The organism is Enterococcus olivae, from assembly GCF_053760925.1.
Window position 1 is genome coordinate 169,393 of the sequence record NZ_JBSMVT010000001.1, and the last position, 25,441, is coordinate 194,833.

Genomic DNA, 25,441 nt, shown 5'->3' on the forward strand with positions numbered 1-25,441 from the left:
GCACTCCTGCGTTCTAAGTGCTAATACGATTATAAATATACCACATTCTCCTTAGATGTCAAGAGGAAACCCTCAAAAATTAGCACTCTCCATCGAAGAGTGCTAATCGAAATTCTAATGGATAAAAAATGTTAACCTTGCATCGTTTCACTTGTCGTATCTTTTGTTAACAACCGCTTGTAGGTAAAGTCCATTCCAAATGCACCCATAGGAGCTGTCAATAAGATCGAAACTACCGATACAGTCAAGATTAATTCGCCAGACGGCAAGCCCAGAGCCATTGGGACAGCTCCGATCGCCGCTTGTACCGTCGCTTTCGGGGAATAGGCGATCAAGCAAAAGAGCTTTTCTTTTTTGTTGAGATTCGTGCCGAGCAAGCTTACCCAAACCCCAGCCATACGAACGATCAAAACAAGAAGTACGACAAAAACAGCACGCCAGCCAGCAGAAAAGCCAAAAGTAATATTGACTGAAGCACCAACTAAGATAAATAAGAACATCTCACCTGGAATCCAAAGCTGATTGTAGATACGAGCAATTTTTTCGCTGTCAGAAGGCAGTAGACGGTAAATCATGATTGCCATAGTCATCACAGCAAAAATTCCTGAAAATGGCAATTGAGGAAAGCCATTTTCTACTTGAATAAAGCCCAGAGACACACTAAGCATCAAAAGGACCTGCATCACAGGCACCAGTTTAATTTTCCCAAAAATTTTTGAGAGCAGGTAACCACTGCAGCAACCAATAATCACTGCGCTTATCAAAGAAAGCGGCAGCTCAAAAAAAGCACTTGCTTGAAAGCTTCCATTTTGAGCCAATGAGAGAAAAGAGGCAAAAAGAACCAGTCCATAAATATCATCGATGGAAGCACCTGCAAGCAGTAATTGAGGAATCCCTTTTTTTGTTCCAAATTTTTCACGAATCAAGGTGACCATTCTCGGCACCACAACTGCTGGCGAAACAGCACAAAGAACAGTTCCCAAAAGGGCTGATTCCAATAGTGACAAATCTAGGAAAACAGACGCAAAAATGACAGTACCCAGTATCTCGAAAGTAGCTGGTACAAAGCTGAGCAACGCAGCTGGTCGCCCGACTTTTTTCAACTCTCGAAGATTCAGTGACAAGCCGGCTCTAGTCAGAATAATGATCAAAATGATCTGTCTGATATCTCCAGAGATCTCAAGAAGGGCTGGCTGCAATATATTGAAGGCCGATGGTCCCATAATAATTCCTGCAAAAATAAATCCAATCAAGCTGGGAACATTTATTTTTTTGCTTATCCAGTCAATAATAACTCCTGTAAAAATAATAAGGGCAATACTTGTTAACATATAAAAACCACGATCCTTCCGTTCATCTAATTGATGTTCTCTGTAAAAGAAAGTACAAAAAAAGCCTGCAGCATACAGCAGTCTATTTCAGTAGAAAAGCTCACTAAATAAACTATTGTATACAGCAGGCGCCATCAGCCCTTTCAGGCAGTTATAGGGAGCACCCTCCCTTTTAGCTATCTTAGCATTTTCAGCTGATGAACTCAATAACAAATCCTCTGACAAATTAACCACGCATAAGATCTATAATACTTTTATTCTATCTTCTTAACTGTTCCATTACGTGAACGTAGCTTTTCTCTATAATATGCATTTCGTCACCTAGTTGTTCAGCAATATACTCCATTGTTGCTCCTTCAAGAAGCAATCGACTTGCATGGATATAACTTAATAGCCGATGTATATTTATATTTCAATATTGTTGGATTAAAAATTGAAAGTAAAAATAAATTTTCTAGTGTACATTATTTCTATTGATCAAAAGATTCTAATATAAATGAGAAGCTTTCCTCAATAGTCATCTCTTCGTGGATAATTTTTTCATTCTTAATGTCTAAAATATCATTTGTTTTCCACCATCGTTTCATGTCTTCTATGCTAAAATCTTTGTGGTTAGATTTTGTTTGATGTCTCTTTAAAGTTTCTTCAAATGAAACATCATAATAAAAGGCATGTACGGACTCGAAGTTTATAAATAATTCTGAAAGCATTTTTCCGTACCATTCCGTGTACAAAATTCCTTCAATAATAACGACTTCACAGTGTTGCGAACCATATTCAGCCATTTTTTTAATTAAATCAATAGCTAAATTATTTTGACCATCCTTAACTCGTACAATTTCACGTCGAATGACATCTTGAGCGAGTAACATTGTTTTTAATCCAAAGTGCTGTTGAAGTTTACTCGCTATAGTCGATTTTCCGCTTCCAGAGTTTCCACGGATAATAATTAATTTTGCCAAAATATCCCTCCTTATTTTTCTAATGTTCCATAACCGTATCTTTTCAGTAAATATTTGGCTTCTAAAGATAGATTTTTTCAAAAATTTAAATTTACTATTTTTTTCATTAGTTTAACAGTTAATCGCATGTTTTTAACAAGTGAAAGATAATTTTCATCTCAAATTTTAGAGAGAATATTGTCATCTTAAATAATTCATAGTATATCTTGTAGCAACATTTTTTTCTTATTATTACTAGATATTGTTTGTCATTCCTTTAATTTTATAAATATTGTGCCAAACTTCTTCATTTATCATTACTATTTGACCTTTCTATAAACTAATAATTAATACTCCAATACTTTTTATGATAAGGTAGGCGTCACAGGTTCAAATCCCGTCGTTGACTTAAATATAATCATGAAAAATCGTACTGCCGTTCTTTGGTGGTGCAATTTTAATGACAAACTTGAGACAAATCAAGAGGTGAAAAGCAAAAAAAAAGTGTCAATCTTTCATTTTTATATTATAGAAACAATTCCCGTTACTAAAGGAATTTCTTCAATTTCTATAAAATTTACTTTATCAAACAAAACCTTCTTCACACTAGCTTATTTCATTTATTTCTGCCTATCCTTTGTGTTACACTGTGATTCGGAGGTTACTAGATGCAAACAAAAAATTCAACCAATGTTTCTGCTTATATCCACATCCCTTTTTGTGAGCATATTTGCTATTATTGTGATTTCAATAAAGTCTTTTTGGAAGGACAGCCAGTCGATGAGTATATCCAATGCTTATTGAAGGAAATTGAACTTACGCTGGCGAATCATCCAGCCGATACTTCAGAAACAATTTATATTGGTGGGGGTACACCAACCTCACTTTCCGCCTCACAACTAGATGTTTTGTTAGAGGGAATCCATCGATTGATGCCTACGGATACCACAAAGGAATTTACCGTAGAAGCAAATCCTGGTGATTTAACCGAAGAGAAACTACATGTGATGAAATATCATGGAGTTAATCGTCTATCTATGGGGGTGCAGACTTTCAATAATCGTCTGCTAAAAAAAATTGGACGCAAACACTCTGCTGAAGATGTCTACGAAACCGTTCATTTATTAGAAAAAAATCAATTTGACAATGTCAGCATCGATCTAATCTATGCATTGCCTGGTCAAACACTGGAAGACTTTCGTGACACTCTCCATCGGGCGATCGACCTAGGTCTCCCCCATTACTCGATGTATTCTTTGATCTTAGAGAACAAAACCATGTTTATGAACTGGGTTCGTCAAGGTCGCATAGAGCTTCCTTCTCAGGAAATCGAATCACAAATGTTCGAAGAGGCGATCGAAGCAATGACAAAATCTGGACACATCCAATATGAAGTCAGTAACTTTGCTCTCCCTGGTAAAGAGTCACAGCATAATTTGGTCTACTGGAACAATGAGAATTATTATGGATTTGGTGCCGGAGCGAGTGGGTACTTAAACAATATTCGCTATAAAAATTTTGGTCCGATCCAACATTACTTGAAGCCACTGCGTAACAATCAGCTACCCGTCATCGAGACAGAAAAACTGACAGTCGAAAACCAAATCGAAGAAGAAATGTTTCTTGGTCTACGAAAACTGGAAGGCATTTCTCAACAACATTTTTTGAAAAAATTTGATCGAAACTTTATGGATGTTTACAAAGATGTTCTTCCTTACTTGATCGAACAGGACTGGCTGCAGATCAATGGTGACCGGATTCAATTGACGCAAAAAGGTTTGTTCATTGGCAATGATGTTTTTGAAAAATTTCTACTTTCAAAATAAATCTCTCTACAAAGCTAGGATCGACCACTGAACTTTGCTATACTGAAAAAAATACCGTAAAAAGGAGCAATTCAATGATCACGACTATCTTTTTTGACTTGGACGATACCCTGTTATGGGACAAAAAAAGTATTAAAACAGCCTTTGAAGAAACCTGTAAAAAAGTTTCTGACGTAGATGGAGCTCTGCTTGAAGCAGCTGTCCGTGAAGAAGCGACCCAGCTTTATCAAAGCTACTCCACCTATCCCTTTACTCAAATGATTGGAATCAATCCTTTTGAAGGTCTTTGGGGAACATTTGATGATCCAGGAGAAGATTTTCAAACAATGCATCAATTGATCCAAAATTACCAGATTGCTTCATGGACTAAGGGCTTATTAGCGTGTGGTATCAACGATCCTGAATTAGGTGAAAAATTAGCTCAGACCTTCGTCATCGAACGGAAAAAGTATCCGATCGTTTATTCAGATACTTATCCTGTTTTGGATAAGTTGAAAGATAACTATCAGCTATTACTATTGACAAACGGTTCCCCTTCATTACAGCAAACAAAACTAACGATCACTCCAGAAATCGCAGCATATTTTGACCATATCATCATTTCAGGAGATGTCGGTGTCGGCAAACCCGATCCGAAAATTTTCGATTATGCATTGAACAAGGCCCAAGTTGCTGCTGAAGAAGTCGTGATGATCGGCGATAATTTAATGACAGATATTCTAGGAGCGAATCGGACAGGCATCCAAAACATTTGGATCAACCATCATCAACAGACAATCACTGACGTTCAGCCTACTTTTGAGGTCGCTTCACTCAAAGAAATCCTACCAATTATTGAAAAAATCAGCTGAATAACAACCGGACTCACAAGGTAACTATCCTCGTGAGTCCTTTCTTTTTTTCCTAACCGCCCTTTTTCAATTTATTTCTAAACAAACTGACAAGTTACTATCTTTTTTCTTTATATATAAGGTATAGTTAAATCAAAGAAGTGCAGATGAAAGGGGTTGATCCATATCAAAACATTTAAAAAATGGCTGGTAAGACTGTTGCTGATAGGTCTGCTTGTTTTTACTTTCCCTCTATGGAAACAGCCCTTCATCTCTGGCTGGACATTTGTAAAGAAAAGTGCCACAGAAGCCTTACTTACGGCTTTAGATGAAGGTTCAGACACCGACTCTACGGAAATAAAGACCGCGTTGGAAATCCCAGAATCGCAACTGTTTTCCATCGCAAATATCGAGATCGGTGAAAGTCGTGGAAAAGTAGAGGACACTTACGGTTCTGCTGTCAGAGAAACTCTCAACGAATACAATGTTTCTTGGTCTACCTATCATCAAAACTATCAGGAATTCTTTCTTGCAGCTTACGACGAAAACAATGTCGTTCGAGGTCTCTATACCAATCAGGACTTACTCGCTTCTCAAACACAACTCAAATTAGGCAGTACAAAAGCTGAAGTCAGAGCTGAACTGGGCGAACCAGAGACAGCCATCCGTAAAGGTTTGTTCAACTATTTAATTTCTAGCGAAGGTGAATACGATGTTTTCCATCTGGACAATAATTTTGTGACCTTCTTCTATGATCTGTACGATGAAGAAAAAGTAACCGCAGTCCAGATCATCGAAGAACAGCTAGAAATAAATAAAAATCAGCTTTATACCTCTTCCTCTGCCGAGTTGATCTCAGGTTTTGAATGGCAGTTGTTTGACTTGACCAATGCCACACGCGTAAAACACGGACTCTCTATCTTGGACTGGTCGGAACAAGCACAGCACACTGCGCAAAAACACAGCGAAGATATGGCCACCAACAACTTTTTCGATCACACCAACCTCAACGGTCAGTCTCCATTTGATCGTATGGCAGAAGACGGAATCACATATGTATTGGCAGCTGAAAATTTGGCCTACGGACAACCTAGCAGTATTTTTGCTCATCAAGGTTTATTAAATTCAAGTGGGCATCGAAAAAATATTTTAAATGGAGATTTCTCAAAACTAGGGATTGGTGTTCGTTTCAATCAAGAGGATCAGCCATTTTTCACTGAATTATTTTATCTGGAATAGAAAAGGAGTTTACATGAAAAAACAATTATTGGAGAAGCAACAGGACGTAACCCCCTGTTTTTCAAACGAGGAAGTCTATTGGCTTCTTGAGCATATCGGACATCCAGATCCCAGCATTAGAGATAGTCTGATCTACAGTACGATTGCTAGAGGAATTTCAAGTGATCTTTTTACAGAAGAGCAGTACCAGCTGATGGCAGTAGTAAGTATGGATAAACATCTTGTAGGACATCAGTCAAATAAACGATTGCCTGCCACACTAGTACGTAGCTTTTCAGCATTGTTGAATACTCTTCTTGTCTATGCGGACGCCACTTCTGATTCTCGCTACTATCAACTTCTGTCCACCGAACAGCGCCAGTATTTCTTTGACTGTTCCCTGACGTTTTTAAAGCAGGAACAGGATTTCACCGATCACAGTCCAGAATATGGCTGGGTACACGCTTTTGCTCATGGAGCAGATTTTCTTGCTCAGACAGTCGCACATCCTTTATTCCCCAAAGAAAATATCTCGTCTGCTTTTGATCTGTTGCTGCAAATTTTAAAAACACTCCCTCATGCTTTTGCTGCTGGCGAAGAACGGCGACTTGCAACTCCCGTATACATTGCACTTCAACAAGAGAAAATCTCTTCTGAGGAATTGGCTCACTGGCTGGATCAAGTCGATTTTCCGACTGACGCAGATACGGGAAACGTGCTTGACTATGATCGTTTTCGTTGTTTTAAAAATTTTCTGGCAGCTATCTATTTCCAACTGGAATCTTCTGACCAAATGTCAAACGCAGTAAAAACTGCGCTTATGGAGCGCTTAAAAAATTATTTTTAAGACAACAAAAAGTAGCTCTAGTTGAAATTAGAGCTACTTTTTGTTTCTTCGCTTCGATTAGTTGACTATTCAAAATACTTACGGGTATCTTCTTCATCCTGTTTCAACTGCTGAATGAGTGCTTCGGCTCCATTAAAAGCTACTTGACCTCTCAAAAAATGATTCCATCTGACCCGAACACGTTCTCCATAAATATCCTGATCAAAATTTAGAATATAGACTTCAACTGTCAGTTGACGCCCTTTTTCAAAAGTGTCATTGTGTCCGATTGATCCCATTGAAGGATACCACTTATCTCCGATCTGGATCTCAGTAACGTAGACACCCTCTTTAGGCAAACGCGTAGTTACTTTAGGCTTGATATTGGCTGTTGGAAATCCCAATGTCCGACCGCGTGCATCTCCGTGTACGACCGTACCATCGATCTCGTATACATAACCTAGCAATTCTGTGACAGCTTCCATCTGACCCGCATCCAAATTTTCTCGAATACGTGTGGAGCTGATTTTATGCCCGTCCATGCTCTCTTTAGGTACTGTTACGATCTCAAAGCGATCCTGACTATAGTCAGACAAGCAATTCATATTGGCGATTGCTTTGGGTCCGTAGGTATAATCAAAACCTGCCACAACATATTTTGCATGCAACCCTACCATATACTGATCAACGAATTCCTGTGGTTTAAGACTAGCAAAAGCAGAAGTAAATTCTACTACATATAAATAATCGACAGCTAGTTCTTCCATCAAACGTTTCTTCTGTTCCAAGCTCGTCAAGTATTTCATCATTTCAGGCTGAACCTTTTGAAAAACAATCGATGGATGCTGATTGAAGGTCATCACTGCCAATTTTAAATTCTTTTCTTCTGCTATTTCTTTTCCTACTTGAATCACTCGCTGATGTCCTTTGTGCACGCCATCAAAAAAACCTAAAACCAGTACGATTTCCTCTAAAGGAATCATGCTGACCTCGTAGGGATGATGAATTTCAATTATTTCCATAATCTAGTTATTCTCCTAACTCTGTCTGTAATACTTTCAAAGGTTTGACGATTCCTTCTTGTTTCTCATGAGGCTGATAGATACAGACAACTTTTTCCTGATAAAAAACAGCAAAGTGTTCTGTAGGCATTTGCTCAAAACCGAAAGCCTCATAAGGTAAACGCATCCCATTTTTTACTTTCTTCCAAATTTCTTCAGAAATGTCGACACGCAGAAAATCTTTCACCCCATGTTCTATCGGTAGTAAAACCTCTGTCAGTTTTTCATCAGCCATTGCTTCTGCTACTTCTGCTAAAGTCACTGCTTGTTCTTTAGAAAAACCGCCACTAGCCGTTCTGGTCAAATCAGACATATGCGCGGGGACACCCAACAGTTTTCCAGTATCAACAGAAAGGGTACGGACATAGGTCCCTTTTCCGCAGACGACCCGAAAATGCCAAGATTGCGTTCCCTCTGTTGGATTCCAAGTTGGTTCAGATAATCGTTCAAAAGAATCGATCTGAGCTTTACGTTGTGGTCGTTCTACTGTCTCACCTTTTCGAGCATACTCATACAAACGTTTACCATTGACTTTGACTGCTGAATACATTGGGGGAATCTGTGTGATCTCTCCAGTTAACTGCTGCATCGCCTGATCGATTTCTTCTTGTGAGAAAGGCTGAGTAAGTTGCTTAGACTCAACGATTTCACCAGAAGCATCTTCGGTAGTTGTACTAAAGCCCAAAGTGATCTCACCTTCATAGATTTTTCCAGAATCTGTCAAAAACTCGATGACCTTTGTTCCCTTACCGACACAAATAGGCAGAACGCCATCGACATCTGGATCAAGAGTACCGCCATGCCCCACTTTTTTTGTATGTAAGATTTTTCTTAATTTGAAGACACAGTCGTGACTGGTCATGCCACGTTCTTTCCATAAAGGTAAAATACCGTCCATTGTCACACCTCATCTATTTTTTCAACTCAATCATCTTACCATAAATACATGAAAAACGAAATATATAGAATTGTATGATCAGACACTATCCCAAGATTATTGAACAGTTTTCTTACCATCGCTTACCGATAGGTTTAGGCTTTGATCGACTATCACTAATGAATACTGAATTTTATTTTATAGATAACGGAATCTTCTGTTTCGTCAGGGAAACAGAAATCTTCAATCAGATACTATCTTGAATACACAAAACCAAAAAAAGGACAAAACTTGATCGTTTTGTCCTTCTTCGTCTACTCTTTATTTAAATTACGAATCATTTCATCGATTTTGTTTCCATATTCGACAGATTCGTCTAATTCAAAGGTAATTTCTGGTGTTTTGTAGAGTGTCAGCTCTCGTCCCAATTCGCGACGAATCAAGCCTGTCGCTTTCTCCAATCCACGTTGGGCTTTTTCTTTTTCAGATGCCAAGTCAGATAACAGGCTGTAGTAAATCGTTGCCTGTTGTAAATCTCCAGTCACATGCACATCCGTGATCGTCACATCTTGGACGCGAGGATCACGAATTTTTTTGCGAAGGATTTGATTGACTTCTTTTAAGATCTCCTGAGCTACTCTACGATCACGATAATTGGCCATTGAAAGACCTCCTAGAATATATTCATTTTAATTGAACGCTTAGTTTACTTTGACTTCTTCCATAACGAATCCTTCGATGACGTCATCTACTTTGATATCGTTGAATTTATCAACCATCGCACCACATTCAAAGCCTAATTTCACTTCTTTTGCATCATCTTTGAAGCGTTTCAAGCTTGCTAGTTCGCCTTCATAGATCACAATGTTGTCACGAATGACACGCACGCCACTGTCTCGACGAATCAAGCCTTCTGTTACATAGCAACCAGCGATCGTTCCAACTTTAGAAACTTTGTATGTTTCACGAACAACCATTTGTCCAGTGATTTTTTCTTCAAATTCCGGATCAAGCATCCCTTTCATCGCTGTTTCGATCTCTTCGATCGCTTTGTAGATGATACGGTGTAGACGGATATCAACTGATTCAGATTCAGCCTGTTGTTTAGCTTGAGGTGTTGGACGTACATTGAAACCAATGATGATCGCATTACTTGCTGCTGCAAGTGTAACATCACTCTCGTTGACTGCTCCGACTGCTGAATGGACGATATTGACACGAACTCCTTCTACATCAATTTTCTGCAAGGATGCTGCCAAGGCTTCCGCAGAACCCTGAACGTCGGCTTTGATGATTACATTAACGTCTTTCAATTCGCCTTCCTTCAGACTTTCAAACAAGTTGTCCAAAGTAACACGAGAATTTGATGAACGTTGCTCCATCAAGGCACGTTTGGCACGTTCTTCCCCTGCTGCACGCGCTGTTTTCTCATCTTCAAAGACAACAAAACGGTCGCCGGCTTGAGGGACATCATTCAATCCAGTGATTTCAACTGGTGTTGCTGGGCCTGCTTCTTTGTCACGGCGTCCCAAGTCATTGGTCATGACACGGACACGTCCGTAAGTATTCCCAACAACGATTGGATCACCGACATGCAGTGTTCCCTGTTGGACTAATAATGTAGCAACTGGTCCTTTTCCTTTATCTAAACGAGCTTCGATCACTGTTCCGATCGAGTTCTGCGTTGGATCAGCTTTCAAATCTTCTACTTCAGCGACCAAAAGGATCATTTCAAGTAATTCCTCGATATTTTGACCAAATTTAGCTGAGATCTCAACAAAAATCGTATCTCCACCCCAAGATTCAGGAATCAATTCATATTCACTTAGCTCCTGCATCACGTGCTGTGGATTAGCAGCTGGTTTGTCCACTTTATTAACGGCAACGATAATTGGAACTTTTGCTGCCTTCGCGTGGTTGATCGCCTCAATTGTTTGCGGCATCACACCATCATCTGCTGCAACAACTAAGATCGTGATGTCTGTGATACTTGCTCCACGAGCACGCATACTTGTAAAGGCCGCGTGTCCTGGTGTATCCAAGAAAGTGATTGGTTTTCCATCGATATCGATTTGGTAAGCTCCGATATGCTGAGTGATTCCACCCGCTTCTCCGCTTGTTACACTTACACGGGAATTACGAAGTGTATCTAGTAACGTTGTTTTCCCGTGGTCAACGTGTCCCATGATCGTTACGACTGGTGGACGAGAAACAAGATTTGCTTCTTTTAATTCTTCTGGTTCAAAGAATTTATCGATATCAGCAATATCTACTTGAACTTTCTCTTGTGCTTCAATTCCATAATCCGTTGCCAACAATTCAATGGTATCTTTATCTAATGGTTGGTTTTGATTGACCATTACACCCATCATAAAGAGTTTCTTGATGATTTCAGCAGGCTCACGATAGATTTTTTTAGAAATCTCCGCTACATTCATCCCGTCTGTGTATTCAAGAATTTCAGGTAATTCACGGAATTTACGTGCCGGTACAGCAGGCTTGTTAGATTGTTGTTGCTGTCTACCTTTTTTCCCTTTTTTATTGTATCTGTTACGGTTTTGATTGCCACCGAAATTATTACGATTGTTAAAGTTGTTTCGGTTGCGATTTTGGTTACCTTGTCCACCTTGATTTGAACGCTGTTGATTGTTGTTTTGGTTCGCATTTTGGTTTGGACGGTTTTGTCCTTGTGCTGGGCGATTTTGTTGTTGTCCCTGTGTACCTTGATTTGGACGCTGTTGATTTTGTTGATTATTTTGACGTTGTGGACGATTTTGATTTTGCTGTCCTTGATTTGGACGGTTTTGATTTTGCCCTTGGTTTGGGCGATTTTGACTTTGTCCTTGTGCTGGACGGTTTTGATTTTGTCCTTGGTTTGGACGGTTTTGGTTCTGTCCTTGATTCGGACGATTTTGATTATTTTGTCCACGTTGTTCTTGGTTGCCACGACGATTGTCTTGTTGGTTCGAACGTTTTTGTCCTTGTTGATGGCCACTTTGCTGTTGACGATTTTGGAAGTTAGGGTTGTTTCTTTGTGTTTGATATTTCTTCTCGCCTTTGGCATTTCCTTGGTTAACTGGTTTTTGGGATGCTGGTTTTTTCGATTGTGGTGCAGCTCCGCCTAACGTTTGACGTAATTTTTTTTCCTCACCGTCTGAGATCACTCCCATGTGATTTTTCACATCAAATCCTAGTGTTTGTGCTTTTTCAACAATCTCTTTACTTGATTTGTTTATTTCTTTTGCAAGTTCGTATACTCTTTTTTTCCCCATGCAATCACCTTCCTAACCTAATATTAATTCCTCGATCCTCTTGGCGAATCCACTATCCAGAATACCAACCACCATTCGTTGTTTCCCAATGGCTTGGCTCAGTTCTTCTGAGTGGAAGACGTCAAGACAAGGAACTTGATAAAAAGAACTTTTGTCCTTTACTTTCTTCTGTGTATTTTTTCCGGCATCGTGAGCAACTAGAACAAGTTTTGCTTTTTGCTTTTTAACTTCTCTAACTGTCATTTCTTCACCGGTCACCAGTTTACCAGCACGCATTGCCAGTCCTAACATATTTAATGCTTTTTGCTTATTCATTGCCAAACAACTCTCGACGAGCTTTTTGATGGGTCACATAGTCTAACAATTCTTGATAAAATTCATCTGTCAATTTCACTTCTAGCACACGGTCTAAAATGCGTTTATCCCATGCCAACTGCGCCTCTGCCGGATCGATTGCAATGTAGGCTCCACGTCCTGGCTTTTTGCCAGTTGGATCAATGGAAACCTCCCCTTCTTTAGAACGGGCAATTCTCAACAGCTCTTTTTTTGGAAACAGTTCTCCAGAAGCAACGGATTTTCTTAAAGGAATCTTTCTCTTTTTCATTCTGACTTCCTCCAAATTATTCGTCTGCGGACTCGATTTCATCGTTCAAAAATTCATCTGTTTCAAAAGCTTCTGACTCTTCACTGTCTAATTGTGCATAAAAATCTTCCATGTCTGATTCAGACTTGATATCGATCTTGTAGCCAGTTAATTTCGCAGCCAGACGCGCATTTTGACCTCTTTTACCGATAGCTAAAGACAATTGATAGTCTGGCACAACAACTGTGCAGGCCTTCGGATTTTCCAAATCAAAAATAACATCACTGACTTCTGCCGGATTTAATGCGTTAGCGATAAATACTGCTGGATCTTCGTTCCATTCAACGATATCCATGTTCTCACCCTTCAATTCATTGACCAATGCTTGGACACGTTGCCCTTTTGGTCCGACACAAGTACCAACAGGATCGATGTTCTCATCGTGAGAACGCACAGCGATCTTCGAACGGTCGCCTGCTTCACGTGCGATGCTGACGATTTCTACAATTCCATCATACACTTCAGGCACTTCTTGTTCAAATAATCGGCGCAACAAGTCTGGATGGCTACGGCTTACGAACACCTGTGGACCTTTAGAAGTATTCTCAACGCGAGAAACGTATACTTTGATACGATCGTGAGGTTGATAAAATTCATTGAGCATTTGATCTTGTTTTGACAATACTGCTTCAATCTTGCCAAGATTGACATAGATATAACGATTGTCCTGACGTTCAACGATTCCTTGCATGATATCTTTTTCATAAGCACTGAATTCGTTATAGATGATGTTGCGTTCTGCTTCTCTAACACGTTGCAAAATGACTTGTTTAGCCGTTTGGGCAGCGATTCGTCCAAAATCTTTTGGTGTGACTTCAAAACGAATCTTATCACCGATCTCATAAGCTGGATTGATCGTCATTGCTTCTTTTAAAGAAACCTCCAATTGCGAGTCCATGACTTCTTCAGAAACTTCTTTGACAGCATACACATGAATGTTGCCTTTTTTCTGATCAAATTCTACTTCAACGTTCTGTGATTGTCCGTAGTGACGTTTGTAAGCAGAAATCAGTGCTGCTTCCAATGCTTCAATAACGATTTCTTTAGAAACTCCTTTTTCAGCCTCCAAAGCATCCAACGCGTTCAACATTTCTTTACTCATTGTCTTTGATTCCTCCGTATTTAAAATTGAATAGCTAGACGAGCTTTCGCGATATTTTTGCGATCAACGATTAGTTCTTTTTCTCTTGTCTTGATTCTGATTTTAAGTACAAGCTCATTTTCATCACAAGACTGTAAAAAACCTTCATACATTTTTTCTCCATCTAACGGCTGATAAAGAGAAACATGGATATAGTCTCCTAACGCTCGCTGATAATCGGCTTCTTTCTTCAATGGTCGTTCTGCACCAGGAGAAGAAACCTCCAAAAAGTATGCCTGAGGAATTGGATCAGGATCAATAGTATCTAGTTTTTCACTTAGCTGTTCACTGACAAATGCACATTCTTCAATGTCGATACCGCCTTCTTTGTCAATAAACAATCGAAGGAACCAGTTCTTGCCTTCTTTTACAAATTCTATTTCCACTAACTCAAAACGTTGTTCCTCCAAAATGGGAGTCACTAAGCCTGTCACCGTTTCTACAACAGTACTCAAATTTTATCGCCTCCTTCTAGTCTACTAATGAAACCAAGTTTTATGCCATTAAAAAGAGTGAGGGAAATATCTGCCCTCACTCACCTCTAGTATCATTACCTTAATGAATATAACATATCTGTTCTGCAAATTCAAGTTCTCTGCGTTTTCATCCCAGTGTTTTCATCGATTTGCCAAAAACAAACGAGGCAGGACTGCGTTGAAATCAAAATCCATAGGAGTCTGATTCGGAAAAAAGCCAACCATTCGATACACATAGACACCAATCAAAAGAACCAACAGACTTGTCCAAAAAGACTGCGATCGATAAAACTTAGCTACAATCGGATGTTTTCTAAACAAAAGAATGCCAAACACGATTGGGACCACCCAAAACAAAGGGTGATAGAAAAAGGCTTCTTCTAAATGTCCTTCAAACAAATGCAGAAAAGAACGAGTCATTCCGCAACCCGGACAAGGGAGTCCGGTCAATGCTTTAAAGATACACATCAGTAATCCGTCCACTCATCATCCACTGTCTCCTGTGATTGATAGGTTTCTTCCATCGGCTCTTCTACCACTTCCATCAGTGAAGCACGTTCCCACAAAGTATTCAAGTCGGATTGTAAAATAGCCATATTGATGAAGCTTACACCGAAAACGGTAAAGAGCAGGAACAAGAGCTTATTGTCTGAAATCACATTGTAACCTGTTTTAAATTGAGCTTCCATCATTAATTGATTGATCCGGTACCACCAGTAAAACATGTACAATCCAAAGGTAAGAAAGACAAAGACAATCACTAAGGACGGATTGGTTCGATGATCGCCTGTATATTCATTCAATTCTTTGGTTACTTGATACATCCAGAAAAAAGAATAGATACCGCAAGTAATAAAAGCTAAAAATAGGACCATGAATATCGAACGATGTGGTCCATAAAATCGTCTGTTTTCCATAAAAGATTCTCCTTTATTATTGTGTAATCAGTATACAACGAAAAAGAAAAAATGATAAGGAAAATACTTTTCATTGTACTGATAAAATTGGACTTCCTCTCAGAAAGCTCTAAACTTAAATCAAAAGAAAACAGAGCATCCGACGAAGCTATTTATTTATGATGTTGAAGATATTTATACCCGCTGCATAAGCCGATCGTCATGAAAAAGACTACAAATGATAGATAGCTAACTATACTTTCTGATAGTTGTCCGTTTACTACAAATCCTTGATACTGGATATTTCTATAAACAAGATAGATACAAGCTAATCCCATAACAATACACAACAGGCTATACCAGCCAACTTTACTGAATTCATTCCACCGATAATAGGCATCGTTTAAAATGAAATAGCCTATCGTAAATGAACCCGAAAGAAACATTTGAATATGGAATATAGCCCAATGAGAAAAGAAGCTTTCTCCTAAAAAAAACAGTACTAAGCTGTAATAAAAAAATCAGCCCCAACACTAAAAAATAGCCATACATAAAACCTTTCTGCCTCGTGAGCACTTGTCGTTCATCAAAATTTTGATTCATCTTATCCTTCCTCCCAAAATAATTCGTCCAACGTTTTTCCCAGAGCTTTACAAATACTCACACACAACTTGATCGTAGGATTGTATTCGCCTTTTTCGATGGCTCCGATCGTTTGACGAGTGACTCCGATTTGTTTAGCTAAGTCCGCTTGAGTGAGATCTTTTTCTATCCGGGCTGCTTTTAATTTCAAATTTTTCATCGAATCACCTCGGGTTTATTGTAATCTATAATTAACTAAAAGTAAATTATATTTGTCATTTGTAAAATGAAAAAGGACGTTCAAAACGTCCTCTTAATCATATCCCTGTATCTCCACTGTCTGCGCTTCACAATCAATAATAACCTGAAAGCCTCGATCCTCTTTGTCCTGATCCCAAATTTCGATTTTTCGAGGAAGGATCTCAATCAGAATCTCTGCTTCTTCATGGGCATAGGCCGTATAACTTCGCTTCCAGTATTTATCATACATTTCTTGAAAGGTCGTATCAGATTGTTCTCTGACTAGTCCATGATTGACCGCCTGTCCCTCGATCTGGACACCCCAATAACAAATCGCCACATTCGGATTGATCAACAATTGTTGGGTCTTCGGAAAATTCTTATCGGTCTTGAAAAAAATTCGATCATCATAAATGATCGCACTGATATTGCGAATCGTCACATGATCATTGACACTGGTTGCAATCGCCATGATTTTTTTGCGTCCAAGTTTCTTAAAACAAAGTGCTAGAGCCTGTTTATATTCCATCTTTTTCTTCCCACCTTCTAAAAATCACTTTCAAACGATCGATCGACAAAAAGATTACCAAGGAAGTGACACCGTATTTGATCAAATTAAACGGCACAATTCCAATCATTACTAATTTTGTGATGCTGTCAACATACGGATTGACTGCTTGAGTCATACTGATGATAGCATCCATCGAAAGATTGTAGAGCCTTGAATAGAATGGAATGATCAAATAAATGTTCGTAAAACAAGCCATGATCGTCACCACGATCGTTCCTGTCATTAAAGCCAGCAACAATCGCGTTTTGCTTTTTTTCTTACGGTAAACAAACCAGGCTGGGAGTAGATAACTGACACTCAATAAAAAGTTTTGCAGTTCTCCTGTAAACATCGAGCTTGAACCAGTTGTGACAATCTTTATCAATAATTTTATTGTGACAATAAACATCCCAGAGATCGGTCCGAGAATAAATGTTCCTAATATTTCCGGTACACCAGCTAAATCAAAATCCATAAACGGTGGCATAAATGGTAGCGGAAAGCGCAGTAGCATCAACACATATGCTAGCGTTCCCATTACAGCAATCAATACCATTCTTTTGGCAGTGAGTTTTTTCATGTTTATCTCCCCTTTTTTTTAAAAAATAAAAAACCTTCTGATAACATCACAAGGCAGCAAAAAAAGCAGATACAAAAAAGAGTTTCAAAAAAAGTTTTTTTGAAAAAACATTCACTAAGTAACCAGTGAAACTTCTTATGTATTTCTATCTTCTTCCATCCAGACTTTACTGTCGGTTCCAGAATTTCACTGAATCAGCCATTTTCAAAAGAAAACGGGTCGTGGACTATCACCACCGGTCGGGAATCTCACCCTGCCCTGAAGAACTATCATTTGTATTTATTTTCACATTAATAGAGAGAAAAGTCAACATTTTTCAATAAAATGATTGATTGCAAATAATTTTTGTATAAAATCTGTCCTATTTAACGTCTTTCATACGATGACAGCACAGTAACCAGAATCAATTCGAAGATCATTCTTCAAACCAAAAAAGCAAACATCCTTTGATTGGACATTTGCTCTCGATAATCGTTTCAATCAGCTACTACTTTTCGGGATAAATCCTTGGATCGCTTCCGCCAGATTTCTAACATTCCGGGTTTGCACGTATACTTTTCCGGCGCCGTTGAACTCATTGACGATCCCTTCCCCAGAAGTAAAGCCAAACATACCGGAAGCAATACGAATTTGATAATCTAAACTGGAAGTCCAAGCCAAGACATGCTCATTATCAACGGTAAGTGGTTTTCCTGGTTCAACCGTCAATTCCACGATATCTCCAAAACTTGAGATCAACAAATCACCCGTTCCAGAGGTTTCCATCACGAACAGACCACCTGTACCAGCAAATAGAGCTTTTCCAATATCTTGACGAACCATATTGTACCGAACAGAAGCATCCGAAGCCAAGTAGGCACCAGTGTTTAAATGATAATGTTCAAAGCCAATATCCAATTTTTGGATTTTCCCAATATTGCTAGGAGCAACTGCTAATTCTGCATCATGATCAGTGGCTGTCGCTTCAGTGATGAACATCGATTCTCCTGATGTGATCGAACGACCGATCGCAGACATCAGACCTCCCAGACCTGAACGATTGTTGCTATTCATTCTCCCTTTGATCTCAACATTACGATAATAAGCCATGGCTCCCCGCTCAATATTGAGGACCTCTCCGCGTGCCATATGGATCACAGCCATCGGATAGGCGGTTCCTCCAGTCAATTCAAATTCCATTGTTTTCCCTCCCTGTTCTCTTTTTTACTATTATAGCTCATAAGCTTTTTGAACAGTCATAAAAAGTCTTGGATATGGCAGTTATCCAAGACTTTTCTTATTCGTTGTTAACGACTAAAATTATTCACATCAGCAACAATAGCTTCCACAAATTCTGGTAATAGTTGAACCGCAGTTTCTTTGCTACCGTAGCGTCGAATATTGACAGTGCCATCGTTCACTTCTTGGTCACCGACAACGATTTGGTAAGGAATTTTTTGTGTTTGTGAGCCACGAATCTTGTAGCCCATCTTTTCATTCCGATCATCTACTTCGACACGAATACCTTTTGTTTGAAGCATTTCTTTCACTTGATATGCATAATCACTGTGAGCTTCAACAGATACTGGAATGATGGTTGCTTGAATTGGTGCTAACCAAGTTGGGAACGCGCCTTTGTACATTTCTGTTAAATAAGCGACAAAACGTTCCATCGTTGAGACGATCCCACGGTGAATAACGACTGGACGATGCGTATTTTCCCCGTCTTCACCCACGTATGTTAAGTCAAAACGTTCTGGAAGCAAGAAGTCCAACTGGATAGTAGACAATGTTTCTTCCATTCCTAAAGCAGTTTTTACTTGTACATCCAATTTCGGTCCGTAAAAGGCTGCTTCGCCCTCGGCTTCAAAGTAATCCAGTTCCAATTCATCCATAGCTTCTTTCAATACTGCTTGCGCATGGTTCCACATCGCATCATCATCAAAGTATTTTTCCGTGTTTTTTGGATCACGATAGCTTAAACGGAAACGATAATCCGTCAAATTGAAATCTGCATAGACAGAAGTCATCAAGTCTAAGGTGCGTTTGAATTCATCCTTGATTTGGTCTGGACGTACAAAAGTATGCCCATCATTTAAGGTCATTTCACGCACACGTTGTAAGCCAGATAAAGCACCCGATTTTTCATAACGATGCATCATTCCTAATTCTGCAATACGAATTGGCAACTCACGATAAGAATGGATGTCATTTTTGTAGACCATCATGTGATGAGGACAGTTCATTGGACGTAAGACCAGCATTTCACCATCTCCCATATCCATTGGTGGGAACATGTCTTCATGGTAATGATCCCAGTGTCCTGAACGTTTGTAGAATTCCACATTCGCCATCACGGGTGTATAGACGTGTTGATAACCTAAACTGATTTCTTTATCTGTAATATAGCGTTCAATGGTCCGACGAATAGTCGCACCCTTTGGCAACCAGAATGGCAGACCAGAACCAACTTCCGGTGACAGCATAAATAAATCAAGTTCTTTCCCTAATTTACGGTGGTCACGTTCTTTGGCTTCTTCACGCATCCGGATAAATTCTTTCAATGCTTTTTTATCAAAGAAGGCTGTTCCATACACACGTTGCATCATATGATTGTCAGAACTTCCTCGCCAATAAGCACCAGCAACTGATAATAATTTGAAAATTTGGATGCGGCCAGTTGACGGTACGTGTGGACCACGACATAAGTCAACAAAATCTCCCTGCTCGTAAGCTGTAATCACTTCATCTTCTGGTAGTTCATTGATCAATTCTTCTTTGTAAGGATCTCCGGCGAATAGTTCCAAAGCCTCTTCTTTTGTTAGGACTCGACGTGTGATCGGATTGTTTTCCTTCACGATCTTCATCATTTCAGCTTCGATCGCAGGCAAATCTTCCGCAGTGACTGGCTGTTCTCCATTATCTGTGTCATAGTAAAAGCCAGTTTCAATTGCTGGACCAACCCCGAAATGGATACTAGGGTATAAACGACGCATCGCGTTTGCCATTAAATGGGCAGCTGAATGTCGCAACAAGCCTAGTGCGTCTTCGTGATCTGGTGTAACGATCTCAATTGAACCGTCTTCTTCAATGGCACGATCTAAGTCGACCAATTCTCCGTTGAATTTTCCTGCCAATGCTTTTTTAGCCAGGCTTTTAGAAATGCTGTCCGCAATTTCTTTCGTTGTGATCCCAGATTCAAATTCTTTTACTGCACCATCTGGAAAAGTGATTTTTAACATGGTATTTCCTCCTAATTCGTATAAATGTGGCATCGATGCTGTAAGTTCCTGTTCGTTCTCTAAAAAACGCCTTACAACAAAAAAAGTCCTAGTATCGCAATGCGACACTAGGACGAATACTCGTGGTTCCACCTAATTTTGAACACACTAAACAGGTGTTCCTCAAACGTGATAACGGTACGACCGCTTTTGTTTCAACAAAAGTTTCGAAAGTGGTCCTTCCTTGGTTTTCTCCTGGAAAAGTCTCAGCCTAGCTTTTCCTCTCTTTTCGAAGACTCTCAAGTACAGTTGTCTTTCTCATCAATCAATTATGTGTTTATTTAAACACTTCTTTCAGAAAATTGCAAGGAAGAAATTCAACTACTTCCAAGCACCGTTATTTCCATACGTTCCTTTTTTCATTTCATTGATAATGACATGGATATTTTCTTTTGGTGCTCCACTGGTTTTGTGAACAGCTTCCGTTACTTCTTTCATCATGGCTTCTAGCTGTTCGGGTTTTCTTCCTTCAAGTAACTCAATATGAACAAATGGCATCTACATGACCTCTTTCTTTTTAATTCGTCTGTTCTAACAGTATACCTTGATTCAAAAGATTCCGGCAACAAAAATCAATCATATTTGTAAAAAGCGACCGCTGCACCTTTATCCGCAGACTCAAATCCACATTTTTCATAGAAATGCCGAACATCTGGTGCATCATCAGTCATCAGAATCTTTTGGCGAACATTGGGATATAAATCCAGCAAACGATCCATTAGTTCTTTTCCAATTCCTTGATTTTGAAAATCTGGCAGTAGCAAGAGATCCTGAATATACAAAATCGTTGCACCATCGCCGACTCCTCGAATCAATCCAATCAATCGTTGATCCTGCCATGCAGTTACTACTGTTAGCGACTGCTTGATCCCGTGCTGTAACTTCTCCAAATCCTTCGTATAAGCTGTCCAACCGACACTGTTATACAAGGCCGCAAGCTGATTGGAATCAATCTCTTTACTTGGCTGGTAAATCACCATTTTTACACCTTCTACTCTGCTATATTCTCTAGTATATATTCTTTCAGGACAACTGCCTGATTGTGCTGCTTGTCTTTGGCACCATACACAAGCCACACCTTGTCTGTTTGAAGCCACTGACGGATTTGTTCGATAAATTTTTGGGTCTCAGTGTTCTGCTGTAGCTCTTTTCGATAGGCTGCGCGAAACCAATCAAATTTCTCTGGTTGGTGATTAAATTCTTTACGTAGTTGATTGCTAGGCGCGACTTCTTTTGCCCATAGATCCAATGCTAACTTTTCTTTGGAGATCCCTCTTGGCCAAATTCGATCCACTAACACGCGTTTGGCCTCTACTTTTTGTAAGTCTTCGTAGACTCTTTTGATCATTAAATTTTCCATAAAAACACCTTCTATTGTTATTATACTCAAAGTTAGTGATAGAATAAATGAAGACACATTTTCAAGGAGGTATTTATGGACTATTTAGCTACTTATAAGCGCTTGTTGTCGATCGCTCAGGCTGGTTTAACTTACGGCAAGGATCCGTTTGATCAGGAACGCTACACGGACTTGAAACAAATTGCCTTACAATTGATTCAAACACTTGGAAACGAACCGACAGAAAAAATCCAAGAACTGTTTTCCCAAGAAACGGGCTATCAAACACCCAAGGTTGATGTGCGCGCATTGATCGTCAAAGGAGATCAGATCCTTCTTGTCCAAGATACTCAGACAAAAGATTGGGCACTGCCTGGCGGATATGCCGAAGTTGGACTAACACCTAGAGAAAATATCGCTAAAGAGGTACTGGAAGAGACCGGATTGACGGTTGATGTCTCCAAATTACTGACTATTTTCGATACCAATCTACGCAAAGATATTCCTCAAACCTTTCAGTATTACAAGTTGGTATTTGCCTGCGAGGTTCTTTCCAAAGAAACAGCTTTTGAAGAGAATATCGAAACCAGTCAAGCTGCCTATTTTGACATGGATCATTTGCCAAAATTATCTGTCAAACGAACAACAGTCGAACAACTCAATCAGCTGCTTGAGTTACAGAATGACTGTTACGTTGAATAAAAAGTCTGAATGTTTGATTCAGGCTTTTTTTTGATAGAATGGATCCTCTGTTTGGTCCTCGTTCCATAGATATTCGATCTCAAAAGCGATTTTTCTAGCTTGGCTTCTGCCGAATTGATCAACAACAAAACCTAGAGCCATATCCATCCCTGCAGAAACACCTGAAGAAGTATAGTATTTGCCATCAACGACCCATCTTGCCTCTTCAACCCATTCGATTTCTTCATTCAACGAACGAACCCAATCAAAGGCTAGTTTGTTGCTGGTCGCTTGCCGATGGTTAAGCAAATCTGTTTTTGCCAACAAGGCTGTTCCGGTACAGACACTGAGAACGTAGCTTGATTGCTGACAAAGTTTTTCCAATTTTTGGATGAAGGCCTGATCCTTGATCAAGGATCGAGTCCCCAGTCCACCTGGAATCAAAAGAACTTCTGCCGCTTTCGCCTCTTCAAAGGACTGGACCGCCACAGGAACTCCTTGTCGACTCGTAACGATCCCTCCTGCTTCTGACAAACAACAGATCTGATAGTCATTGGACATTTTTCCTAGAATTTCAACAGGACCAAAAGCATCCAATGTTTCAAAGTCATCAAACAATACGACATTGATATTTTTCATCGCTTCTCCTTAGTCAAAAGCACATTTGAGAACAGCTCCCAAATGTGCTTGTTTTTATTTTGAATAATTCATTAGAACTTCCCCATCATCAAAATGTATTTTTTCTTTTCCAATGATTTGATAATTCTCATGTCCTTTACCAGCAACCACGATCACATCCTCTTCTTCGGCAATCGCTAAAGCCTGATGGATCGCTTTTTCTCGATCGATTTCCACTATAAAAGAATCGCCTTTCAAGTGATCAGTCATATCTTTCAGGATTTGTTCTGGATCTTCAGTTCGTGGATTGTCCGAAGTAAATACGGAAATGTCTGCATTGTCCATCGCAATATCCGCCATGATCGGACGTTTTTTCCGGTCACGATCGCCGCCGCAGCCAACAACGCAAATCGTTTTCCCTTTGACAAATTTCTTGACTGTCTGTAAAACATTGGCTAAAGCATCGGGGGTATGGGCATAGTCAACGATCGCTGTTACGCCTGCTTTAGAAGGAATCACTTCAAAACGTCCCTTGACGCCTTTCACTGTTTCCAAGGCTTCAATGATTGAGTCCATAGCAAAGCCCAAAGCATAGCAGGATGCCGCCGCCGCTAAAATATTGTAAACATTGAAGTCACCAATCAAAGCGGTCGTCAATGGGTATTCCTTATCAAAGACTTGCAAGGTGAAACTAGTTCCCCGTGGTGTGATCTGAATATTTGTCGCCTGAATATCACCTTTGCCTTTACAACCGTAACTCAATACATTGGCAGTCACCAACGGCATCAATTTTTCACCATAAGGATCGTCATAATTGATAATTGCGGTTTTAGGACGTGTCGGATACATATTGCCTAATTTAGTGAATAACAAGCTTTTTGCCAAAAAATAATCATCCATAGTAGGGTGAAAATCCAAGTGATCCTGTGTCAAGTTCGTAAACACGGCCACATCAAAATCAATGCCCCAGGTACGTCCTAATTGGAGACCATGAGACGAGACTTCCATTCCACAAACAGCAACCTCTTCTTCGTTCATTTCTGCAAAAAGCTTTTGCAAGGTCAAATTGTCTGGGGTTGTATTCACAGTAGGAATTTTTTGTTCATGGATCTGATTGTACATCGTCCCAATGATCCCCGCTTTTTGTCCGCAAAACTCAACGATCGAGTGAATCAAATGTGTCGTCGTTGTTTTTCCATTTGTCCCTGTGATCCCCACTAATTTCAATTTTTCACTTGGGTCTTTGTAGAAAGAATTGCCGATCTGTGCCAATGCTTTTTGCGTATCTTTTACTAAAATATAAGGTAACTGCTCATTTTTAGGCTTTCTTTCTACAACAACCGCCGCAGCGCCTTGTGCGATAATTTCTTCTACTTTGTCATGACTATCAAAGCTAGCTCCTTTGATACAGACAAAAAGGGTCCCTGCTTGTACCTCTCTCGTATCATTTGAGACTGCCGTCACTTCATTTTCTAAAAAAGAAGCCTCAGAAATTTCTTCTAATACAAGACAATTTTTAATTAACTCTTTTACTTTCACCTGTCAGATCCTCCGCTCTAAGATACTTTCTTCTCAAATAATAGACCATGTTTTGTTCTTTGTCTACTTTACATATCATTTGATCGATCCGTTCTTTTCAATGTCTTAGACTGCTACAATTTGATCAACAAGCTAGCTGAAATTGTCTGATCGTTTGAAGTTCCACCACTAATTGTAGCTTGTTATCCAGTAACGACGAACAAGTGAATCATCCGACGTATCGATGACTTTGCTCTCTAAACGTCCCTGATTGTCTTCAATGATTTTTGCAGAAGCGACATTGGTTTCTTTGCAAGTGATCAGCACTTGAGGGATACCTAGCTGTTCCGCCTTTTTCAAGGTTTTCTTCAAAATAATTTTTCCATAGCCTTTTTTTCGCTCATCTGGATGGACGGAATAACCAATATGCCCGCCAAAATCTCGTAAATAAGGATTGGATAGCTCGAAACGCAGGTTTGTCATCCCTACCAAAGCCTGATCCTCTTCTCTCACCACCAACCAAGTAGCTGCGAGTGCGAATCCTTCTGGAAGAGTCGCTGGGTCTTTCATCAGCTCCAAGCTTTCCAGCCATTCCTCTATTGTTGGAAGTTGACCTAAGAATGAGGTGCCATCCATCAAATCTCCATTTTCTTGAAAAGCTTTTTTATAAGCTAAAATTTGTTCCTTTTCTTTGATAGAGGGCTCAATCAAGCGCAACATTTCCCACCAACTCTC

28 protein-coding genes and 2 riboswitches are annotated in these 25,441 nt (G+C 39.6%); of the genes, 5 read left to right on the top strand and 23 right to left on the bottom strand.

Annotation, left to right across the window (positions count from 1 at the left end; translation table 11 throughout):
- Positions 1–131: 131 nt before the first annotated feature.
- Positions 132–1,331: a cation:proton antiporter gene (locus tag ACWODM_RS00995; protein ID WP_455319492.1), complete on the bottom strand. Its 1,200-nt coding sequence runs from the start codon at positions 1,329–1,331 to the stop codon at positions 132–134.
- Between the two features lie 118 nt (positions 1,332–1,449).
- Positions 1,450–1,511: riboswitch (Fluoride riboswitch) on the bottom strand.
- 290 nt (positions 1,512–1,801) lie between these two features.
- Complete coding sequence (locus ACWODM_RS01000; RefSeq protein WP_455319493.1) at positions 1,802–2,293, bottom strand: AAA family ATPase; 492 nt, start codon at positions 2,291–2,293, stop codon at positions 1,802–1,804.
- A gap of 647 nt (positions 2,294–2,940) precedes the next feature.
- On the opposite strand from ACWODM_RS01000, the gene hemW reads away from it, so the two are divergent.
- The 4 genes from hemW to ACWODM_RS01020 all read left to right on the top strand — a co-directional run bounded on the left by hemW (position 2,941) and on the right by ACWODM_RS01020 (position 6,993).
- Complete coding sequence (hemW, locus tag ACWODM_RS01005; RefSeq protein ID WP_455319494.1) at positions 2,941–4,098, top strand: radical SAM family heme chaperone HemW; 1,158 nt, start codon at positions 2,941–2,943, stop codon at positions 4,096–4,098.
- 74 nt (positions 4,099–4,172) lie between these two features.
- Entirely contained in the window at positions 4,173–4,949 is a 777-nt protein-coding gene (locus ACWODM_RS01010; protein ID WP_455319495.1) for an HAD family hydrolase, read from the top strand.
- Between the two features lie 156 nt (positions 4,950–5,105).
- A complete protein-coding gene (locus ACWODM_RS01015; RefSeq protein WP_455319496.1) occupies positions 5,106–6,167 on the top strand; it encodes a CAP-associated domain-containing protein in 1,062 nt (353 codons plus the stop codon).
- A 13-nt stretch (positions 6,168–6,180) separates the two neighbouring features.
- Positions 6,181–6,993 carry a DUF2785 domain-containing protein gene (locus ACWODM_RS01020; protein ID WP_455319497.1) on the top strand — a complete coding sequence of 271 codons (813 nt, stop codon included), beginning with the start codon at positions 6,181–6,183 and terminating at the stop codon, positions 6,991–6,993.
- A gap of 65 nt (positions 6,994–7,058) precedes the next feature.
- Here ACWODM_RS01020 and ribF read toward each other — a convergent pair whose 3' ends face one another.
- From ribF to ACWODM_RS01110, 18 genes are all read right to left on the bottom strand, one after another.
- Positions 7,059–7,994: a riboflavin biosynthesis protein RibF gene (gene ribF, locus ACWODM_RS01025; protein WP_455319498.1), complete on the bottom strand. Its 936-nt coding sequence runs from the start codon at positions 7,992–7,994 to the stop codon at positions 7,059–7,061.
- Positions 7,995–8,001: 7 nt separating this feature from the next.
- Positions 8,002–8,931 carry a tRNA pseudouridine(55) synthase TruB gene (gene truB, locus ACWODM_RS01030; RefSeq protein ID WP_455319499.1) on the bottom strand — a complete coding sequence of 310 codons (930 nt, stop codon included), beginning with the start codon at positions 8,929–8,931 and terminating at the stop codon, positions 8,002–8,004.
- 293 nt (positions 8,932–9,224) lie between these two features.
- Positions 9,225–9,572: a 30S ribosome-binding factor RbfA gene (rbfA, locus tag ACWODM_RS01035; protein WP_455319500.1), complete on the bottom strand. Its 348-nt coding sequence runs from the start codon at positions 9,570–9,572 to the stop codon at positions 9,225–9,227.
- 39 nt (positions 9,573–9,611) lie between these two features.
- Positions 9,612–12,182: a translation initiation factor IF-2 gene (gene infB, locus ACWODM_RS01040; RefSeq protein ID WP_455319501.1), complete on the bottom strand. Its 2,571-nt coding sequence runs from the start codon at positions 12,180–12,182 to the stop codon at positions 9,612–9,614.
- Positions 12,183–12,194: 12 nt separating this feature from the next.
- Entirely contained in the window at positions 12,195–12,497 is a 303-nt protein-coding gene (locus ACWODM_RS01045) for a YlxQ-related RNA-binding protein (protein WP_455319502.1), read from the bottom strand.
- Entirely contained in the window at positions 12,490–12,786 is a 297-nt protein-coding gene (rnpM, locus tag ACWODM_RS01050) for an RNase P modulator RnpM (protein WP_455319503.1), read from the bottom strand. The genes ACWODM_RS01045 and rnpM overlap by 8 nt, the downstream gene beginning before the upstream one ends.
- 16 nt (positions 12,787–12,802) lie before the next feature.
- A complete protein-coding gene (gene nusA / locus ACWODM_RS01055; RefSeq protein WP_455319504.1) occupies positions 12,803–13,927 on the bottom strand; it encodes a transcription termination factor NusA in 1,125 nt (374 codons plus the stop codon).
- A gap of 20 nt (positions 13,928–13,947) precedes the next feature.
- Positions 13,948–14,421: a ribosome maturation factor RimP gene (rimP, locus tag ACWODM_RS01060; RefSeq protein ID WP_455319505.1), complete on the bottom strand. Its 474-nt coding sequence runs from the start codon at positions 14,419–14,421 to the stop codon at positions 13,948–13,950.
- Between the two features lie 162 nt (positions 14,422–14,583).
- A complete protein-coding gene (locus ACWODM_RS01065; protein ID WP_455319506.1) occupies positions 14,584–14,925 on the bottom strand; it encodes a DUF2752 domain-containing protein in 342 nt (113 codons plus the stop codon).
- On the bottom strand, positions 14,910–15,359 hold the full coding sequence (locus ACWODM_RS01070; protein WP_455319507.1) for a DUF4234 domain-containing protein: 450 nt from the start codon (positions 15,357–15,359) through the stop codon (positions 14,910–14,912). Before ACWODM_RS01070 ends, ACWODM_RS01065 begins: the two co-directional genes overlap by 16 nt.
- A 583-nt stretch (positions 15,360–15,942) precedes the next feature.
- Positions 15,943–16,140 (bottom strand): helix-turn-helix transcriptional regulator, encoded by a 198-nt coding sequence (locus ACWODM_RS01075; RefSeq protein ID WP_455319508.1) that lies wholly within the window; start codon positions 16,138–16,140, stop codon positions 15,943–15,945.
- 93 nt (positions 16,141–16,233) lie between these two features.
- On the bottom strand, positions 16,234–16,689 hold the full coding sequence (locus ACWODM_RS01080; protein WP_455319509.1) for a pyridoxamine 5'-phosphate oxidase family protein: 456 nt from the start codon (positions 16,687–16,689) through the stop codon (positions 16,234–16,236).
- Positions 16,679–17,290 (bottom strand): ECF transporter S component, encoded by a 612-nt coding sequence (locus ACWODM_RS01085; protein ID WP_455319510.1) that lies wholly within the window; start codon positions 17,288–17,290, stop codon positions 16,679–16,681. The genes ACWODM_RS01080 and ACWODM_RS01085 overlap by 11 nt, the downstream gene beginning before the upstream one ends.
- Positions 17,291–17,433: 143 nt before the next feature.
- Positions 17,434–17,560, bottom strand: a riboswitch (FMN riboswitch).
- A gap of 210 nt (positions 17,561–17,770) precedes the next feature.
- Positions 17,771–18,469, bottom strand: coding sequence for a TIGR00266 family protein (locus ACWODM_RS01090; RefSeq protein WP_455319511.1), 699 nt, complete (start codon positions 18,467–18,469; stop codon positions 17,771–17,773).
- A 107-nt stretch (positions 18,470–18,576) separates the two neighbouring features.
- Positions 18,577–20,511, bottom strand: a complete 1,935-nt coding sequence (gene thrS / locus ACWODM_RS01095) for a threonine--tRNA ligase (RefSeq protein ID WP_455319512.1) — start codon at positions 20,509–20,511, stop codon at positions 18,577–18,579.
- A 360-nt stretch (positions 20,512–20,871) separates the two neighbouring features.
- Entirely contained in the window at positions 20,872–21,048 is a 177-nt protein-coding gene (locus tag ACWODM_RS01100) for a 2-hydroxymuconate tautomerase (RefSeq protein ID WP_455319513.1), read from the bottom strand.
- Positions 21,049–21,122: 74 nt separating this feature from the next.
- Positions 21,123–21,530 (bottom strand): GNAT family N-acetyltransferase, encoded by a 408-nt coding sequence (locus tag ACWODM_RS01105; RefSeq protein ID WP_455319514.1) that lies wholly within the window; start codon positions 21,528–21,530, stop codon positions 21,123–21,125.
- 11 nt (positions 21,531–21,541) lie between these two features.
- Entirely contained in the window at positions 21,542–21,910 is a 369-nt protein-coding gene (locus ACWODM_RS01110) for a DUF488 domain-containing protein (RefSeq protein ID WP_455319515.1), read from the bottom strand.
- Positions 21,911–21,985: 75 nt separating this feature from the next.
- On the opposite strand from ACWODM_RS01110, the gene ACWODM_RS01115 reads away from it, so the two are divergent.
- Positions 21,986–22,591, top strand: coding sequence for an NUDIX hydrolase (locus tag ACWODM_RS01115; protein WP_455319516.1), 606 nt, complete (start codon positions 21,986–21,988; stop codon positions 22,589–22,591).
- An 18-nt stretch (positions 22,592–22,609) separates the two neighbouring features.
- Here the strand turns inward: ACWODM_RS01115 and ACWODM_RS01120 are convergent, their stop codons facing one another.
- The 3 genes from ACWODM_RS01120 to ACWODM_RS01130 form a co-directional block, all read right to left on the bottom strand.
- The gene (locus tag ACWODM_RS01120; protein WP_455319517.1) at positions 22,610–23,209 is read right to left on the bottom strand and encodes a DJ-1/PfpI family protein; all 600 of its coding nucleotides are present in this window, start codon (positions 23,207–23,209) and stop codon (positions 22,610–22,612) included.
- A gap of 54 nt (positions 23,210–23,263) precedes the next feature.
- Positions 23,264–24,727: a UDP-N-acetylmuramoyl-L-alanyl-D-glutamate--2,6-diaminopimelate ligase gene (locus ACWODM_RS01125; protein WP_455319518.1), complete on the bottom strand. Its 1,464-nt coding sequence runs from the start codon at positions 24,725–24,727 to the stop codon at positions 23,264–23,266.
- A gap of 168 nt (positions 24,728–24,895) precedes the next feature.
- Positions 24,896–25,426, bottom strand: coding sequence for a GNAT family N-acetyltransferase (locus tag ACWODM_RS01130; RefSeq protein WP_455319519.1), 531 nt, complete (start codon positions 25,424–25,426; stop codon positions 24,896–24,898).
- Positions 25,427–25,441 lie beyond the last annotated feature (15 nt).